Source organism: Curtobacterium sp. PhB115, assembly GCF_003752025.1.
Lineage (GTDB): Bacteria > Actinomycetota > Actinomycetes > Actinomycetales > Microbacteriaceae > Curtobacterium.
In genome coordinates this window covers 121,124-137,431 of sequence record NZ_RJKR01000012.1, presented here as the reverse complement: position 1 = coordinate 137,431, position 16,308 = coordinate 121,124, and the positions used below count along the sequence as shown (strand labels likewise).

At 70.9% G+C, this 16,308-nt stretch carries 12 protein-coding genes; 7 read left to right on the top strand and 5 right to left on the bottom strand.

Annotated features, from left to right (window positions below; all coding sequences use genetic code 11):
* Positions 1-150 precede the first annotated feature (150 nt).
* Together EDF19_RS17240 and EDF19_RS17235 are read left to right on the top strand one after the other, a co-directional pair.
* Entirely contained in the window at positions 151-1,545 is a 1,395-nt protein-coding gene (locus EDF19_RS17240; RefSeq protein ID WP_123682086.1) for a hemolysin family protein, read from the top strand.
* Between the two features lie 55 nt (positions 1,546-1,600).
* Positions 1,601-2,638, top strand: coding sequence for a hemolysin family protein (locus EDF19_RS17235; protein ID WP_123682085.1), 1,038 nt, complete (start codon positions 1,601-1,603; stop codon positions 2,636-2,638).
* A gap of 96 nt (positions 2,639-2,734) precedes the next feature.
* Here EDF19_RS17235 and EDF19_RS17230 read toward each other — a convergent pair whose 3' ends face one another.
* Positions 2,735-4,174 carry a GuaB1 family IMP dehydrogenase-related protein gene (locus tag EDF19_RS17230; protein WP_123682084.1) on the bottom strand — a complete coding sequence of 480 codons (1,440 nt, stop codon included), beginning with the start codon at positions 4,172-4,174 and terminating at the stop codon, positions 2,735-2,737.
* A 166-nt stretch (positions 4,175-4,340) separates the two neighbouring features.
* On the opposite strand from EDF19_RS17230, the gene EDF19_RS17225 reads away from it, so the two are divergent.
* Entirely contained in the window at positions 4,341-8,078 is a 3,738-nt protein-coding gene (locus tag EDF19_RS17225) for a multifunctional oxoglutarate decarboxylase/oxoglutarate dehydrogenase thiamine pyrophosphate-binding subunit/dihydrolipoyllysine-residue succinyltransferase subunit (RefSeq protein ID WP_185022923.1), read from the top strand.
* Positions 8,079-8,096: 18 nt separating this feature from the next.
* On the opposite strand, the gene EDF19_RS17220 is transcribed toward EDF19_RS17225, so the two are convergent.
* The 3 genes from EDF19_RS17220 to EDF19_RS17210 form a co-directional block, all read right to left on the bottom strand.
* Positions 8,097-8,537, bottom strand: a complete 441-nt coding sequence (locus EDF19_RS17220) for a GNAT family N-acetyltransferase (protein ID WP_123682083.1) — start codon at positions 8,535-8,537, stop codon at positions 8,097-8,099.
* Positions 8,538-8,612: 75 nt separating this feature from the next.
* Positions 8,613-8,855, bottom strand: coding sequence for a zf-HC2 domain-containing protein (locus EDF19_RS17215; protein WP_123682082.1), 243 nt, complete (start codon positions 8,853-8,855; stop codon positions 8,613-8,615).
* A complete protein-coding gene (locus EDF19_RS17210) occupies positions 8,852-9,607 on the bottom strand; it encodes a sigma-70 family RNA polymerase sigma factor (RefSeq protein WP_123682187.1) in 756 nt (251 codons plus the stop codon). The genes EDF19_RS17215 and EDF19_RS17210 overlap by 4 nt, the downstream gene beginning before the upstream one ends.
* Before the next feature lie 144 nt (positions 9,608-9,751).
* On the opposite strand from EDF19_RS17210, the gene aroA reads away from it, so the two are divergent.
* The 4 genes from aroA to hisN all read left to right on the top strand — a co-directional run bounded on the left by aroA (position 9,752) and on the right by hisN (position 14,642).
* Positions 9,752-11,125: a 3-phosphoshikimate 1-carboxyvinyltransferase gene (gene aroA, locus EDF19_RS17205; RefSeq protein ID WP_123682081.1), complete on the top strand. Its 1,374-nt coding sequence runs from the start codon at positions 9,752-9,754 to the stop codon at positions 11,123-11,125.
* Positions 11,126-11,128: 3 nt separating this feature from the next.
* The gene (rsgA, locus tag EDF19_RS17200) at positions 11,129-12,238 is read left to right on the top strand and encodes a ribosome small subunit-dependent GTPase A (protein WP_123682080.1); all 1,110 of its coding nucleotides are present in this window, start codon (positions 11,129-11,131) and stop codon (positions 12,236-12,238) included.
* Between the two features lie 429 nt (positions 12,239-12,667).
* Positions 12,668-13,840, top strand: a complete 1,173-nt coding sequence (locus EDF19_RS17195) for a hypothetical protein (protein ID WP_123682079.1) — start codon at positions 12,668-12,670, stop codon at positions 13,838-13,840.
* A 19-nt stretch (positions 13,841-13,859) separates the two neighbouring features.
* Positions 13,860-14,642, top strand: coding sequence for a histidinol-phosphatase (gene hisN / locus EDF19_RS17190; protein ID WP_123682078.1), 783 nt, complete (start codon positions 13,860-13,862; stop codon positions 14,640-14,642).
* 28 nt (positions 14,643-14,670) lie between these two features.
* Here the strand turns inward: hisN and EDF19_RS17185 are convergent, their stop codons facing one another.
* Positions 14,671-16,173: an MFS transporter gene (locus EDF19_RS17185; RefSeq protein ID WP_123682077.1), complete on the bottom strand. Its 1,503-nt coding sequence runs from the start codon at positions 16,171-16,173 to the stop codon at positions 14,671-14,673.
* Positions 16,174-16,308 lie beyond the last annotated feature (135 nt).

Genomic DNA, 16,308 nt, shown 5'->3' with positions numbered 1-16,308 from the left:
GCGGTTCTGTACGGATTCACGGCTCCGTGCCCCGGCAGGCAGTACGATTGGCAGCACTGTGGACGATCCCCCGAATAGTTCTTCGCCTCACTCATCCGCCGCTCACTCGGTGAGCTGCACGTCATCCCTGCGCACGGACGGGGGTGAATCATGAGTCCGATCGACATCGTCATGCTCGTCGGCGGCATCCTGCTGACACTCGGCACCGGTGTGTTCGTCGCGTCCGAGTTCGCGCTCGTCAACCTCGACCGCGCCGAGGTCGAGGCCCGTCGCGACCGCGGTGAGCCCGGCCTCGCGCCCGTCATCGGGGCGTTGAAGGTCACCTCGACGCACCTGTCGAGCGCGCAGCTCGGCATCACGCTGACGACGCTGCTGACCGGCTACCTGCTCGAGCCCTCCATCGCGACGCTGCTCGAGACGCCGTTCCTCGCGCTCGGCCTGCCGGAGGGCATCGTCGAGACGGTCGGCTCGATCATCGCCCTGGTGATCGCGACCCTGCTGTCGATGATCCTCGGCGAGCTCGTGCCGAAGAACTTCGCGCTCGCGTTGCCGTTGCAGACCGCGAAGCTCGTGGTGCCGCTGCAGATCGCGTTCACCACGGTGTTCAAGCCCGCGGTCGCAGTGTTGAACGGCACCGCGAACGCCGTCCTGCGCTCCATCGGCATCGAACCGCAAGAGGAACTGTCCGGGGCCCGGAGCGCCGAGGAACTCACCTCGCTGCTCCGTCGGTCGGCGTCCGAGGGGTCGCTCGAGCAGGACACCGCGACGCTCCTCGAGCGCACGATCTCGTTCTCCGAGCTCAGCGCGAGCGACGTGATGACCCCGCGTCCGCGGCTCTCCACGATCCGCGTGTCCGAGTCCGCCGAGGACGTCATCGCCCTGGCCCGCAAGACCGGCTTCAGCCGCTTCCCCGTCATCGAGGAGGACGCGGACGACGTCGTCGGCATCGTGCACGTCAAGCAGGCCGTCGCCGTCCCGCGCGAGAAGCGCCCCGAGGTCCCCGTCGGGGCCCTGATGACCGACGCCGAGCGGGTACCCGAGACCATGCCCGGCGACACCCTGCTCGCCGAGGTCCGTGGTCGCGGCTACCAGATGGTCATCGTGGTCGACGAGTACGGCGGCACCGCCGGGGTCGTCACGCTCGAGGACTTGATCGAGGAGATCGTCGGCGAGGTGTCCGACGAGCACGACCGCGCTCGCATCGACGTGGTCCGCTCGCGCAACTGGCTGACGTTCCCCGGGTTGTTGCGCCCTGACGAGCTCGAGGACCGCGCCGGCGTGAAGGTGCCGGAGGACGGGCCGTACGAGACCGTCGGCGGGTTCGTCATGTCGACGCTCGGCCGCCTGCCGGTGGTCGGCGACGAGGTCGCGCTCGACGGCGGCGTGTTCCGCGTCGAGCGCCTGGACGGCCGTCGGATCGACCGGATCCGCTGGACCCCGACGCCGCAAGCGACCGATACCGCGGCGACGGCCATCATCATCCCGTCCACGAAGACGTCCACGAAGACCACCACGAAGACCTCGACGAAGGGCAGCACCCGATGAGCTCCGACTTCGTGACGGGCGCAGCGGCATCTTCTGGCTCCAAGGAGGAACTGCGATGAGCTCCGACTGGTGGGGCATCTTCTGGCTCGTCGTCCTCCTGATGGGCAACGCGTACTTCGTCGCCGCCGAGTTCGCCGTCATCTCCGCCCGCCGCTCGCAGATCGAGCCCCGAGCAGAAGAGGGCTCGAAGGCCGCGCAGATGACCCTCTGGGCGATGGAGCACGCCACCCGCATGCTCGCGACCACGCAGCTCGGCATCACGGTGTGCTCGCTGCTCATCCTGAACGTGTCCGAGCCGGCGATCCACCACCTGCTCGAGGTCCCGCTGCACCTGACCGGCTGGAGCGCCGAGGTGATCGGCACCGTGGCCTTCGTGTTCACGCTGCTGCTCGTGTCGTTCCTGCACGTGGTGTTCGGTGAGATGGTCCCGAAGAACATCTCGTTCTCGATGCCGGACCGTGCCGCCCTCATGCTCGTCCCGACGCTCTGGTACATCGGCCACGGCCTGCACTGGGTGATCGTCGGCCTGAACGAGGTCGCGAACGCGGTGCTGCGGCTCTTCCGCGTCGAGCCGAAGGACGAGGCGGTCAGTGCCTTCACGGTGGAGGAGGTGCAAACCATCGTCGAGCAGTCCCGCCGCGAGGGCACCCTCACCGACGACGGCAAACTCGCCCTGGCGTTCGAGTTCACCGAGAAGAAGGTCAAGGACGTCGCCGTGCCGATGTCCGAGCTCGTCACCCTGCCCGAGGACGCCACCCCGGCCGACGTCGAGCGTGCGGTGGCCCAGCGCGGGTTCTCCCGGTACGTGCTCGTCGCCGAGGACGGCTCCCCCACGGGCTACGTGCACGTGAAGGACGTCATCGACCTGCGACCGGACGAGTTCGACGACCCGGTGCCGCCGAAGCGCATCCGTCAGCTCATCTCGCTGTACACGGAGATGGACCTCGAAGACGCTCTGGCGACCATGCGGGCCGCGGGTCGTCACGTCGCGCGGGCGTTCGACGCGGACGGCCGGACGCTCGGCGTGCTCTTCCTGGAGGACATCCTGGAGGAGCTCGTGGGCGAGGTCGAGGACGCGACCCGACGCCGGTAGACCCAAGAACAGACGGACGGGAGGCACGGTGCCAGCTGGCACCGCGCCTCCCGTCCGTCTGTGGTCGCGACCAGGGCGCCGCCCGCCCCGTCCGCGCTACCAGCTGACGGGGAGCGGCTTGCCCTCTTCGTAGCCGGCTGCGGACTGGATGCCGACGAGGGCACGCTCCGAGAACTCGGCGAGGGACGACGCCCCGGCGTACGTGGCCGAGCTGCGGACACCGGTCGTGATCATGTCGAGCAGGTCCTCGACGCTCGGACGCTCCGGGTCGAGGTAGATCGTCGACGACGAGATCCCCTCGGCGAAGAGTGCCTTGCGGGCCCGCTCGTACGGGTCGAGCCGCTCGAAGCGCTCGCGGACGGCCTTGGCCGAGGCCATCCCCCAGCTCTCCTTGTACGCCTTGCCCGCGGCGTCGCGGCGCAGGACTCCGGGCGCCTCGAGCGTGCCGGCGAACCACGAGCCGATCATCACCGCGGAGGCACCGGCCGCGAGGGCGAGCGCGACGTCACGCGGGTAGCGGACCCCACCGTCGGCCCACACGTGCGCACCGAGCGACCGGGCGGCAGCGGCGGTCTCGAGCACGGCGGAGAACTGCGGACGGCCGACCGCGGTCATCATCCGGGTCGTGCACATGGCGCCGGGGCCGACGCCCACCTTGATGATGTCCGCGCCCGCCTCGACGAGGTGCGCGACGGCGTCGGCGGTGACGACGTTGCCCGCGACGAGCGGGATGCCGAGACGGAGTGCAGCGACCGTACGGAGGGCGGTGAGCATTCCCTCCTGGTGTCCGTGTGCGGTGTCGAGCACGAGCACGTCGACCCCGGCGGCGGCGAGGGCCTGCGCCTTCGCGGCGACGTCGCCGTTGATGCCGATCGCGGCGGCCACCCGGAGGCGGCCCGAGGCGTCGACCGCCGGCGTGTAGATGTCCGAGCGGATCGCGCTCGTCTGGCTGGTGGTGCCGACGACCTTGCCGTGGCGCATCACCGGCGCGAAGTCGACCTCGGCACCGGTCAGCACGTCGTAGACGTGGCGGGGTGTGCCGGCGTCCTCGGCGTCGATCGCCGTCGACGCGCCGTGCAGCAGGTCACCGAGGGTGGCGTCGGCGCCGGCGTTGCCGAGTCGGCTGGCCGGCACGCAGCCGAGGTACTCCCCGTCGGCGTCCCGCACGACCACACCGCGGCCGGCAACCGGCAGCAGGTGCTCGAGTGCCTCGGCGACGGTGGTGCCCGAGCCCATCTCGTAGGCGGTGTCGTAGTCGACCGGCTGGTCCTTCACCCACCGGATCGCGGCGTCGAGGTCCTGCAGGTGCATGTCCTGCGGCAGGACGCCGAGGCCACCGCGTCGGGCCAGCGTCGCCGCCAGTCGCGGGCCGGTGACGGAGTTCATGTTGGCGCTGACGATCGGGATCGTGGCGCCGCTGCCGTCGTTCGCGGCGAGGTCCACGTCGAAGCGACTCGTCACCCCGGAACGGCTGGGGACGAGGAAGACGTCGGAGTAGGTCAGGTCGTGTGTCGGCCGCGTCTCGTAGAACCTCATGCGCCCCACTGTACGGCGCTCCGGACGCCCGGGACCGGGGCCCGACTCGCGCCGCGGCTGACACCGAACGGACATGTGCGAGCGGCTAGGCTTGGCACCTGTGCGGGGCAGGGTTGCACCGCACGACACACACGAGCATCTATCGACGGAGAGTGGGCGATCGGCTGTGTCGAGCCATCTGACCGGAACGGACGAGACCGCGGGCGAATTCGGGGCGAACGAGTGGCTCGTCGACGAGCTCTACGAGCAGTTCGTCGCGGACAAGGAGTCGGTCGACAAGTCCTGGTGGCCGGTCCTCGAGAGCTACCACCGCACGCAGGTCGGCGGCGCTCCGGCAGACACCCCCGCCGCTTCGCCTGCTGCCGCCTCGCCCGCCGCTGCTTCCGCTGGTTCGCCCGCTGCTGCTCCCGCTGCGGCGTCGCAGCAGGGTGGCCCGATCCAGGCACGGACCACGTCGCGCCAGCCGTCCCCGCAGCCGATCCCGGCCGAGGCGAACGACGCCGCCGACGACCACGAGGAGACCCACGAGGACGTGGCGACCCCCCTCCGTGGCATGGCGAAGACCCTGGCGTCGAACATGGACGCCTCGCTGACGGTCCCGACGGCCACGAGCGTCCGGACGATCCCGGCGAAGCTGATGATCGACAACCGGATCGTCATCAACAACCACCTGCGCCGTGCCCGCGGCGGCAAGATCTCCTTCACCCACCTGATCGGGTGGGCGATGGTGCAGGCGCTCAAGGACTTCCCGAGCCAGAACGTGTTCTACGAGGAGCGCGACGGCAAGCCGTTCGTCGTCGCCCCGGCGCACGTGAACCTCGGCATCGCGATCGACGTCCCGAAGAAGGACGGCACCCGGTCGCTCCTGGTCCCGAGCATCAAGCGGGCCGAGACGCTGACGTTCGGCCAGTTCCTGTCGGCGTACGAAGACCTCGTCAAGCGGGCCCGCGACAACAAGCTCACCCCGGCCGACTTCCAGGGCACCACGATCTCGCTGACGAACCCGGGCGGCATCGGCACCGTGCACTCGGTCCCCCGTCTGACCAAGGGGCAGGGCGCGATCATCGGCGCCGGCGCCCTCGAGTACCCGGCGCAGTTCCAGGGCTCGGCGTCGAAGACCCTCGTCGAACTCGGCATCGGCAAGACCATCACCCTGACGAGCACCTACGACCACCGCGTCATCCAGGGTGCTGGTTCGGGCGAGTACCTCAAGCACGTGCACGAGCGCCTCATCGGCGAGCACGGCTTCTACGACGGCATCTTCGCGGCGCTCCGGATCCCGTACAAGCCCATCCAGTGGGCCAACGACATCAACGTCGACCTGGCGCACCGGGTCAACAAGACCGCTCGCGTGCAGGAGCTCATCAACAGCTACCGCGTCCGCGGGCACCTGATGGCCGACATCGACCCGCTCGAGTACCGCCAGCGCACGCACCCCGACCTCGAGATCGAGAGCCACGGGCTGACCTTCTGGGACCTCGACCGCGAGTTCGTCACCGGTGGTCTCGCCGGCACGACCTCGGCTCCGCTCCGCGACGTGCTCGGCATCCTCCGCGACGCCTACTGCCGCACGGTCGGCATCGAGTACATGCACATCCAGGACCCGGAGCAGCGCCGCTGGGTGCAGCAGCGCATCGAGGTCCCGTACTCGAAGCCCTCGAAGGACGAACAGCTCCGTGTCCTCGGCAAGCTCAACGAGGCCGAGGCGTTCGAGACCTTCCTGCAGACGAAGTACGTCGGGCAGAAGCGCTTCTCGCTCGAGGGCGGCGAGTCGACCATCGCGTTCCTCGACACCCTCATCCAGAACGCCGCCGGTGCCGGCCTCGCCGAGGTCGCGATCGGCATGGCCCACCGGGGTCGCCTCAACGTGCTGACGAACATCGCCGGCAAGACGTACGGCCAGATCTTCCGTGAGTTCGAGGGCTCGTCGCTGCCGGGATCGGTCTCCGGGCAGGGCTCCGGCGACGTGAAGTACCACGTCGGCACCGAGGGACTGTTCCGCACGTCGGACGGCTCCAGCATCCCGGTGACGATCGCCGCGAACCCGTCCCACCTCGAGGCCGTCGACGGCGTGCTCGAGGGCATCGTCCGCGCCAAGCAGGACCGCATCGCGCCGGGATCGACGAACGTCCTCCCGGTGCTCGTCCACGGCGACGCGGCGATGGCCGGGCAGGGCGTGATCGTCGAGACGCTGCAGATGTCGCGCCTGCGCGGGTACCGCACCGGCGGCACCGTGCACCTCGTCATCAACAACCAGGTCGGGTTCACCACCCCGCCCGAGTCCGCGCGCAGCTCGGTGTACTCCACCGACGTCGCGAAGACGATCCAGGCGCCGATCTTCCACGTCAACGGCGACGACCCCGAAGCCGTCGCCCGCGTGGCGGAGCTCGCCTTCGCGTACCGCGAGGAGTTCCAGCGCGACGTCGTCATCGACCTGATCTGCTACCGCCGCCGCGGCCACAACGAGGGCGACGACCCCTCGATGACGCAGCCGCTCATGTACAACCTCATCGAGGCGAAGCGCTCCGTCCGCACCCTGTACACCGAGGCCCTCGTCGGCCGCGGCGACATCACGCAGGAAGAGTACGACGAGGCGCACCGGGACTTCCAGGACCGGCTCGAGCGTGCCTTCGCCGAGACGCACGAGGCGCAGACCGGCACCATCCCGGTGATCCAGGTCGATGACGACGGCGCCGTGCAGGGTCTCGAACGCCCGGCGGCACAGCGCGACGACTCCGAGGTCGAGGTGCACGACACCGCGGTGTCCGAGGAGCTCGTCCGGGCGATCGGCGACGCGCACAGCAACCCGCCCGCCGGGTTCCAGGTGCACCCGAAGCTCCAGCAGCTGCTGTCCAAGCGCACCGACATGACCCGCAACGGCGGCGTCGACTGGGCGATGGCCGAGCTCATGGCGATCGGGTCGCTCCTGGTCGAGGGCAAGCCCGTCCGGTTCGCCGGGCAGGATGCCCGTCGCGGCACGTTCGTCCAGCGCCAGGCGGTGTTCCACGACCGGAACAACGGCCAGGAGTGGCTGCCCCTGTCGAACCTGACCGAGGACCAGGCGCGCTTCACCATCTACGACTCGCTGCTGAGCGAGTACGCGGCGATGGCCTTCGAGTACGGGTACTCCGTCGAACGACCTGACGCCCTCGTGCTCTGGGAAGCGCAGTTCGGCGACTTCGCGAACGGCGCCCAGACGGTCATCGACGAGTTCATCTCGTCCGCCGAGCAGAAGTGGGGCCAGCGGTCCGGTCTCGTGCTGCTGCTCCCGCACGGCTACGAGGGCCAGGGGCCGGACCACTCGTCCGCCCGCATCGAGCGCTACCTGCAGCTGTGCGCCGAGGACAACATGGTCGTCGCGCGTCCGTCGACCCCGGCGTCCTACTTCCACCTGCTGCGCCGCCAGGCATGGGAGCGGCCGCAGAAGCCGCTCATCGTGTTCTCCCCGAAGGCGATGCTCCGGCTCCGCCAGGCGACGAGCGCGGTCGACGCCTTCACGAGCGGCACCTTCCAAGAGGTCATCGACGACGACCGGGTGGCCGACAAGTCCGCCGTGCGTCGTGTGGTGCTGCACTCCGGCAAGGTGCACCACGACCTCCGGGCCGAGGTCGAGAAGCGTGGCGCGACCGACATCGCGCTCGTGCGGCTCGAGCAGCTCGCACCGCTCCCCCTCGAGCGGATCCTCGAGGTGCTGGCGAGCTACCCGGACGCCGACGTCGTCTGGGCGCAAGAGGAGCCCGAGAACCAGGGCGCCTGGCCGTTCGTCTGCATGAACCTGTCGCCGCACCTCGACGGTCGGCCGCTGTCGGTCGCCGCACGAGCTGCGAGTGCCGCCCCGGCCACGGGTTCCTCGAAGCGCTCCGCGCAAGAGGCGACCGAGGTCATCAACAAGGCGCTGCGCTAGGCCGAACGCCGGGGTGCGCTACGCGATCTTCGTGTAGCGCACCCCGGCGTCGTGGTACCCGCGCTTCTGGTAGAACCGGTGCGCGCTGTCCGTCGCGGCCGCACTGACGGCGCTGAGGCGACGCGCGCCCTGCTCGACCGCCCATGCTTCAAACGTGGCGATGAGCGCCGAACCGGTGCCGAGCCTCCTGGCCGTCTCGTCGACCACCATCAGGAGCAGCTGCGCCGTCGGCTCGTCGCTCGCGTACGCCCACGTGACCTGCGCGCCGGCGACGGCGACGGCTCGGCCGTCGTCGTCACGGACCACCCAGGTGCGGTGGCCGGCCTCGGGCGTGAGCCGCTCGAGTCGCGCGCGCATCGACGTGTCGTCGACGTCGTGGCCGAGCAGACGGACGAGGGCGGCGACGTCGGCGACGTCCGTGTCGGACCAGGAGGCGATCGACTCGACGGAGAGGGTCATGCTGGCGACCCTACCGACCGCGGCTGCCGTGTGACGACCGCCACCGTGTGACGACCGCCAGCCGACGGGCCGTCGTCAGTGCGTTGCCTGCTCCACCCGGATGCGCGCGAGGATCTCGGAGCGGAGCGCCTCGGGAGCGGTCTCCTTGCAGGCGCGGCGCACGGTCTCGATGAGGACGACGCCGACGCGGTGTTCCGTCGTGCAGTCCTCACACCCCTCCATGTGCTCGCGGATGTCCGCGGCGTCCTCGTGACGGAGCTCGTCGTGGAGGAACTCCTCGAGCTCGGCCTTCGCCTTCGAGCAGTCGCAGCCGCTCATCGTGGTTCCTTCCCTTCGACGCGACCCTCGGTCGCGGCAGTCTTCCGGCCTCGTCCGCGCATCGTCGCCGTCGACGCTGCGTCCGGGACGATGCCGGTCTCACGGGCGTGGTCGGCCAGGAGCCCCCGGAGGAGTCGGCGACCACGGTGGAGGCGGCTCATGACCGTCCCCACGGGCGTCTTCATGATGTCGGCGATCTCCTGGTAGGAGAACCCTTCGACATCGGCGAAGTACACGGCCATCCGGAAGTCCTCGGGGATGGCCTGCAGGGCGTCCTTCACGGCGGAGGACGGCAGGTGGTCGATCGCGTCGGCCTCGGCCGAACGTGCGGAGATCGACTGGGTGACGCTCTCGGCGCCGCCGAGCTGCCAGTCCTCGAGCTCGTCGATGGTGCCCTGGTACGGGTTCCGCTGGTTCTTGCGGTACGTGTTGATGAACGTGTTCGTCAGGATCCGGTACAGCCAGGCCTTCAGGTTCGTTCCCTGCTTGAACTGGCGGAACGCGGCGAACGCCTTGACGAAGGTCTCCTGCACGAGGTCCGAGGCGTCGGCCGGGTTGCGGGTCATCCGCATCGCCGCGCCGTACAGCTGGTCCATGAAGGGCAGCGCCTGGGTCTCGAACAGCGCTCGGAGCTCGTCGGCCGGCACGGTCTTGGCGTCGACGAGCGACGCCTCTTCCTCGACCGCGTCGAGCTGCACCTCGGTCTCCTCGACCAGGTCGTGCGGAGCTGCCTGCGGTTCGTCGGTCGTCATCGCCGACCAGTCTAGGCGGACGCCGGTGGCGTGGCCGTCCGGTTCGACGAGCGTCGTCACGGCATCCGGCAGCCGCGTCGACGTCCGCGCGAGTGTTGCAGTCGCCAAGGGTCCTCCCGTTGGGTTCAGTACCCTGGTGAACTGATGGCAGACACGACGCATTCCCAGACCGCCGAGCCCTGGATCGCCCCGCTCGCACGTGGCCCCCTGCGCGGCGACGTCGCGCTGCCCGGCTCCAAGTCGCTGACGAACCGGGAGCTCGTGCTCGCCGCCCTCGCCGACGGCCCGTCCGTGGTCCGTCTGCCGCTGCACTCCCGCGACTCGGCGCTGATGATCGCGGCGCTCCGGCAGCTCGGCGTCGGGATCGACGAGGTCGTGCCGACACCGGGCGAGCAGCCGAACCCCTACGGCCCCGACCTCCGGATCACCCCGGCGCCGATGCGCGGCGACGTGCGTGTCGACTGCGGGCTCGCCGGCACCGTGATGCGGTTCCTGCCGCCGCTCGCCGCCCTGGCCGTCGGCCCCGTCGTGATCGACGGCGACCCCTACGCCCGCAAGCGCCCGATGCACGCGATCATCCAGGCGCTCGTCGACCTCGGGGTGGACGTCACCGACGACGGCGACGGCGCGATGCCGTTCGCCTTCACCGGCACCGGTTCGGTCCGCGGCGGTGCGCTGTCGATCGACGCGTCGGCGTCGTCGCAGTTCGTCTCCGGGCTGCTGCTCTCCGCACCGCGCTTCGACGAGGGCCTGCACCTCACCCACGTCGGAGAGCGCCTGCCGAGCCTGCCGCACATCGAGATGACCGTCGCCGCACTCCGTGCCCGCGGCGTGCGGGTCGACGAACCGGTGGTCGGCGAGTGGGTCGTCCACCCCGGACCGATCGGTGCGCGCGACGTCACGATCGAGCCCGACCTGTCGAACGCCGCACCGTTCGCGGTCGCCGCGCTCGTCGCGGGCGGCACCGTCCGCTTCCGCACCTGGCCCGCCGAGACCACGCAGGTCGGGGCCGACCTCGAGACGCTCCTGCCCCTGTGGGGCGCGACCGTGGCCCGTGACGGTGACGACCTGGTCGTCGACGGCGGCGTCGGGATCCGGGGTGGGGCCTCCTTGCCGGGTGTGGAACTGGACCTGAGCCGCGGCGGCGAACTCGCACCGGCGCTCGTCGCGCTGGCCGCGCTGGCCGACGGGCCGAGCGAGATCACCGGGATCGGCCACCTGCGTGGGCACGAGACTGATCGGCTCGCCGCGTTGGCGGCGGACGTCAACCGGTCTGGAGGCGCGGTGCACGAACTCGACGACGGCCTGCGGATCGAGCCTGCCGCACTCCACGGCGGCGACTGGGCCGCGTACGACGACCACCGGATGGCGACGGCGGGGGCCGTCGTGGGCCTCGTCGTCGACGGCGTCGCCGTCGACGACATCGGGTCGACGGCGAAGACGCTGCCGCAGTTCCCGGAGCTGTGGGCCGCGCTGGTGGCGTCCTCGGTGCGGGCTGCACCGGTGAGCGGGAGCTGACGCATGAGCTGGTGGGACGACGTCGACGGTGACGACTCCGACGCGGACGAGCCGTACGGGCAGTACGACGAGTCGAGCGTGCGGGTGCGGCCGAACCCGAAGGGCAACCGGCCCCGCACGAAGACCCGGCCGACGTACGACGACGCCCCGGTGGGGTGGGTGACGAACGTCGACCGTGGGCGGTTCGGCGTGCTGGTGGCGTCCGATTCCGGCTCAGGCTCCGGTTCCGGCGGCGGCTCCGGCGGCGGCGGCGGCGGCGGCGGCGAGCACGTCATCACGGCGACGAAGGCGCGCGAGCTCGGCAAGAAGTCCGTCGTCACCGGTGACCACGTGTCGCTCGTCGGGGACCTCTCGGGCGACCCCGGTTCGCTCGCTCGCATCGTGAAGGTCGCCGAACGGACGACGCTGCTCCGCCGCAGTGCCGACGACTCGGACGAGGTCGAGCGCGTCATCGTGGCGAACGCCGACCAGATGCTCATCGTCGTGGCGGCCGCCGACCCCGAGCCCCGCACGAGGCTCATCGACCGCTACCTCGTCGCCGCGTTCGACGCCGGGCTCGACCCGATCCTCTGCATCACGAAGACGGACCTGGCCGACCCGACACCGTTCCTGGCGCACTTCGCCTGCCTCGACCTCCGGATCGTGACGAGCCGGTCCGACGACGTCCCGTTCGAGGCGCTGCACGACCTGCTCGACGACAAGGTCACGGTGACGGTGGGGCACTCCGGCGTCGGCAAGTCCACGCTCGTGAACGCCCTGACCGGCTCGACGCGGGCGATCGGCGTCGTGAACGCGGTGACCGGTCGCGGGCGGCACACGTCGTCGTCGTCGATCGCGCTGCGGGTCCGTGACGGCGGCTGGATCATCGACACCCCCGGCGTGCGGTCCTTCGGGCTCGGGCACGTCGACCCCGCCAACGTCTTCCGGGCGTTCGCCTCGCACGCGATCCCGGTGCTCCCTGCGCGGGACGGCATCCCGTTGGCGCAGGCGCACGACTGGGAGATCGTCGACCGGGTGCAGGACGGGGAGCTCGGGCCGACCGGCGTCGAGCGGCTCGACTCCTTCCGCGCGCTGCTGACCGGCATGGGCGCGTCCGACCCCGGCCAGGAGTAGCGCCGGGCGGTGCCGGCCGGGTGGTCGGCGGCTGGTCGGCGGCTGGTCGGCGGCTGGTCGGCGACTGGTCGGCGGCTGGTCACGACACCCCGCGGTGTGTGCGTCGAGGGGTCACGAACTGTCGGCTGGGGAGGCGGCACCCGACCGTTCGTGACCGCTCGGGCATCGGCGCGCGGTGAGTCGTGACCACCCCGGCCAGCGGCGCCTCGCGCGGTGAGTCGTGACCACCCCGGCCACGGGGCCTCGCACGGTGCACCCCTCGCAAGGTGAAGACCTCGCACCGTGCGAGGTGGCGCGTGAACGGTGCGAGGTTGTGCACTCCGTGCGGGCCCGCGGGCCTCGCACGGAGTGGGCAACCTCGCACCGGACGACGCCTCGACTCGGGGCCGGCGTCGACAAATGCGCATCGGAGTTGTACAGTTGTCCTTCGTGTCAGAAGTTGCAAAGTACAACTTTGCGCCGACCCCCGCTGTCGACGCCCCGTCCTCGAGCACGACAACGACGTCGCACGCGCACCACTCCCCCACCCACAAGCTCCCGGTCACGCCCCGACCCCAGCGGTTCGACGGCGTCCTCCGCCCGGCCGGCCTCGGTCGCGTCCTGCTGACCTTCGCGACGCACATCCTCGTGCCGCTGTTCCTGGCGGCGGGCATGGGCCTGGCCTACCTCGGCGCATTCCACGCCCCGGCGCCGAAGGACCTGCCGGTCGGCATCGTCGGCCAGGGTGCCGCGAGCCAGGTGTTCGCGCAGACCGTGACCGACCAGTCGGACGGTGCGCTCGTCGCCCACGTCGTCGCGTCGACGAAGGCGGCCGAGCAGCAGGTCCGTGACCGCGAGCTCGCCGCCGTGTACGCCCCGACGACGACCGGCGCGACCCTCTACGTGTCGTCCGCCGCGTCCGAGACGACCGCGTCCGCGGCGCAGAAGATCTTCCTGCCGATCGCGTACGAGCAGCACGTGCCGTTCCGGGTCGTCGACGTCGTCCCGACCGGCGACCAGGACACCACCGGGCAGGGCCTGTTCTTCCTGCTCGTCGCCCTGAGCGTCGGCGGCTACGCCTCGGCGATCGCGGTGGCGGCCGTCGCGACGAAGCTCCGCGCGGTGTGGACCGCCGTGATCGGCCTCGCCACCGCCGGCGTGGTCGCCGGGATCGGCATCGTGATCGCCGGACCGATCTACGGCGTCATCACCACGCACCAGTGGCAGGTGTTCCTGTTCGCCTGGCTGTACGACGCCATCATCATCGCGATCGGGGTGGGCCTGCACCCGATCCTCGGCCGGTGGACCACACCCGTCCTGACGATGCTGTTCGTGATGCTGAACTTCACGTCCTCCGGCGGCATCTTCCAGCCGGCGTTCCAGCCCGGGTTCTTCGCGGGGCTGCACACCTTCTGGAGCGGCGCCGCGTGGCTGCAGGCTGCCCAGGACCTGCAGTACTTCCCCGGTGCGTCGCTCGGTCGGGCCTCACTCGTCCTCGGGCTCTGGATGGCCGCCGCGGTCCTGCTCTGCGTCGTCGTGCACGGCTTGGTCGCCCGCCGCACCCGCATCGCCCGCGAGCGCGAGGTGAGCCGCCTCGAGGAGGAAGAGGTCGTCGCGGCGTAGCCCCGCTACGCTGACGACCGTGGACCTCAGCGCCGATCTGGACTTCGCCCGCTCCCTCGCCGACACCGCCGACGCGATCAGCCTCGAGCGCTTCCGTGCCGCCGACCTGCACGTGTCGAAGAAGGCGGACAGCACGCACGTCACCGACGCCGACCAGGCCGTCGAGCGGGCGCTGCGCGAGCGGCTCGCGGCCGAACGTCCGGACGACGCCTTCCTCGGTGAGGAGACCACGGCCGACACCGGCGCCGAGGCCGTCAGCGAGGGGCACCGCCAGTGGGTGGTCGACCCGATCGACGGCACCGCGAACTACCTGCGCGGGGTCCCGGTCTGGGCGACGCTCATCGCCCTCGCGGTGGACGGCCGACCGGTGCTCGGCGTGGTCAGCGCGCCGGCGCTCGGCAAACGTTGGTGGGCCGCGCAGGGCGAGGGCGCGCACTCGTTCGACGGACCGCTCCGCGTGTCGGGCGTCTCCGACCTCGACGAGGCCAGCCTGAGCTACAACAGCCTGCAGCAGTGGGACGACGACGACCGGCTCGAGTCGCTCGTCGACCTGTCCCGCACGGTCTGGCGCACCCGGGCCTACGGGGACATGTGGTCGTACATGATGGTGGCCGAGGGGGTCCTCGACATCGCTGGCGAGCCCGACCTCAAGCCGTGGGACATCGCCGCGCTCGTGCCCATCGTGGAGGAGGCCGGCGGTCGGCTCACCTCGCTCGACGGCGACCCGGGCCCGTGGCACGGCAGCGCACTCGCCACGAACGGCCTCGTCCACGACGCCGTCGTCGAGATCATCCGCCGCTGACGCGACCCGGTCGGCAGCGACTCCGCCGCTAGCGCGACTTCGAGCGCTCCGACTCCGAACGCCGCGCCGCGCGCCGCCGCACCACCAGGTCCCCCACCGCGAGCACCAGCGCGAGCGCCATCAGGGACACCGTGAACGTCGTGCCGCTCCGGAACGCGTCGTGGTAGGCGTCGAGCTTGCCGCCGCCTCCTGCCCCGCCGTCGCCGGCCGAGCCCCGCACGATCCCGTAGAAGATGCTCGTCGCGACCGCGGTGCCGATCGCCGTCCCGACCCGCTGCCCGAGCTGCTGCATCGACCCGGCGACCCCGGACTGCTCGACCGGGATCTCCGCGAGCGTCAGGGTCTGGTTCGGGGACACCACGAACCCGCCGCCGAGCCCCCCGACCAGGAACGCCCCGGCCATCGCCCACGGGGTGACCTCCGGCGGGGTCAGGACCGCGGCGAGCATGAGCAGCACGAAGCCGACGACGACCATGAACAGGCCGAAGACGACGAGCGCCCGCCCGACCCGGTCGACGATGCGTCCGCCGACGTACGACCCGACGGCGCTCGTCGCGGCGAACGGGATGCTCACCATGCCGGCGGAGAGCGGGGACAGCCCGAGGCCCTCCTGCAGGTAGAGCGTGACCATCAGGAACGATGCCGGCAGGGCTGCGAAGTAGACGGCCACGATCGACAGCCCGTTCCGGTATGACGACAGTCGGAACAGCTCGAAGTGAACGACCGGGGACTTCCCGCGGCGCTTGTACCGGAGCTCCCAGGCGACGAAGAGTCCGAGGAACACCGCGAACGCGATGAGCCAGAGCCACCGGGTCCCGGAGTCGCCGGCGCCGGTGGTGAGCACGAACGGCAGCATCAGCGTGACGATCGCCGCACCGAGCAGCAGGATGCCGACGATGTCGAGCTCCTTGTCCCGCGCCTGACCCTGACTGCCCTTCGGCAGGAGCTTGATGGCGAAGAGCAGCGCGGCGATGCCGAGCGGGACGTTCATCCAGAACAGCAGCCGCCAGCCGGACTCCTCGCCGCCGATCGCGATGAGGCCGCCGCCGATGGTGGGGCCGAGCGCGGTGGAGATGCCGATCATCGCACCGAACAGACCGAACGCCCGGCCGCGCTCCGGACCACGGAAGAGCTGCTGCACCAGGCCGATCACCTGGGGCATCTGGGTGCCGGCGGCGAAGCCCTGCAGGATGCGCGTGACGATGAGCACCTCGATGGTCGGGGCGAGGGCGCAGAGCAGGCTCGATCCGGTGAACGCGATGAGCCCGGTGATGAACAGGGCACGGCGGCTCTTCAGGTCGCCGAGCCGCCCGGCGGGCACCAGGGCGAGCCCGAACGCGAGCGCGTACCCCGCGACGATGAGCTGCAGCGAGGAACTGGTCGCGCCGAGCGAGCGCTCGATCGACGGCAGACCGACGTTCACCTTCGACAGGTCGAGGATCGTCAGGGCGGCGACCGCGACGCAGACGGCGAAGGCCCGCCACCGCGTGCGGTCGTCGAGGTGGGTGGCGGACGGGTCAGCGGTGGACATCACCGTCCGTCCTACACCGGTGCGGCTCGTGGAGACGCGGACACCGGCGTACCCCGGTTCTGTACCACACCGCGGACCGGCGTCCGGCCCGATCACCCCCGGCCGGGTGACGCACCCCCCTCGTGGCCCCCCGGA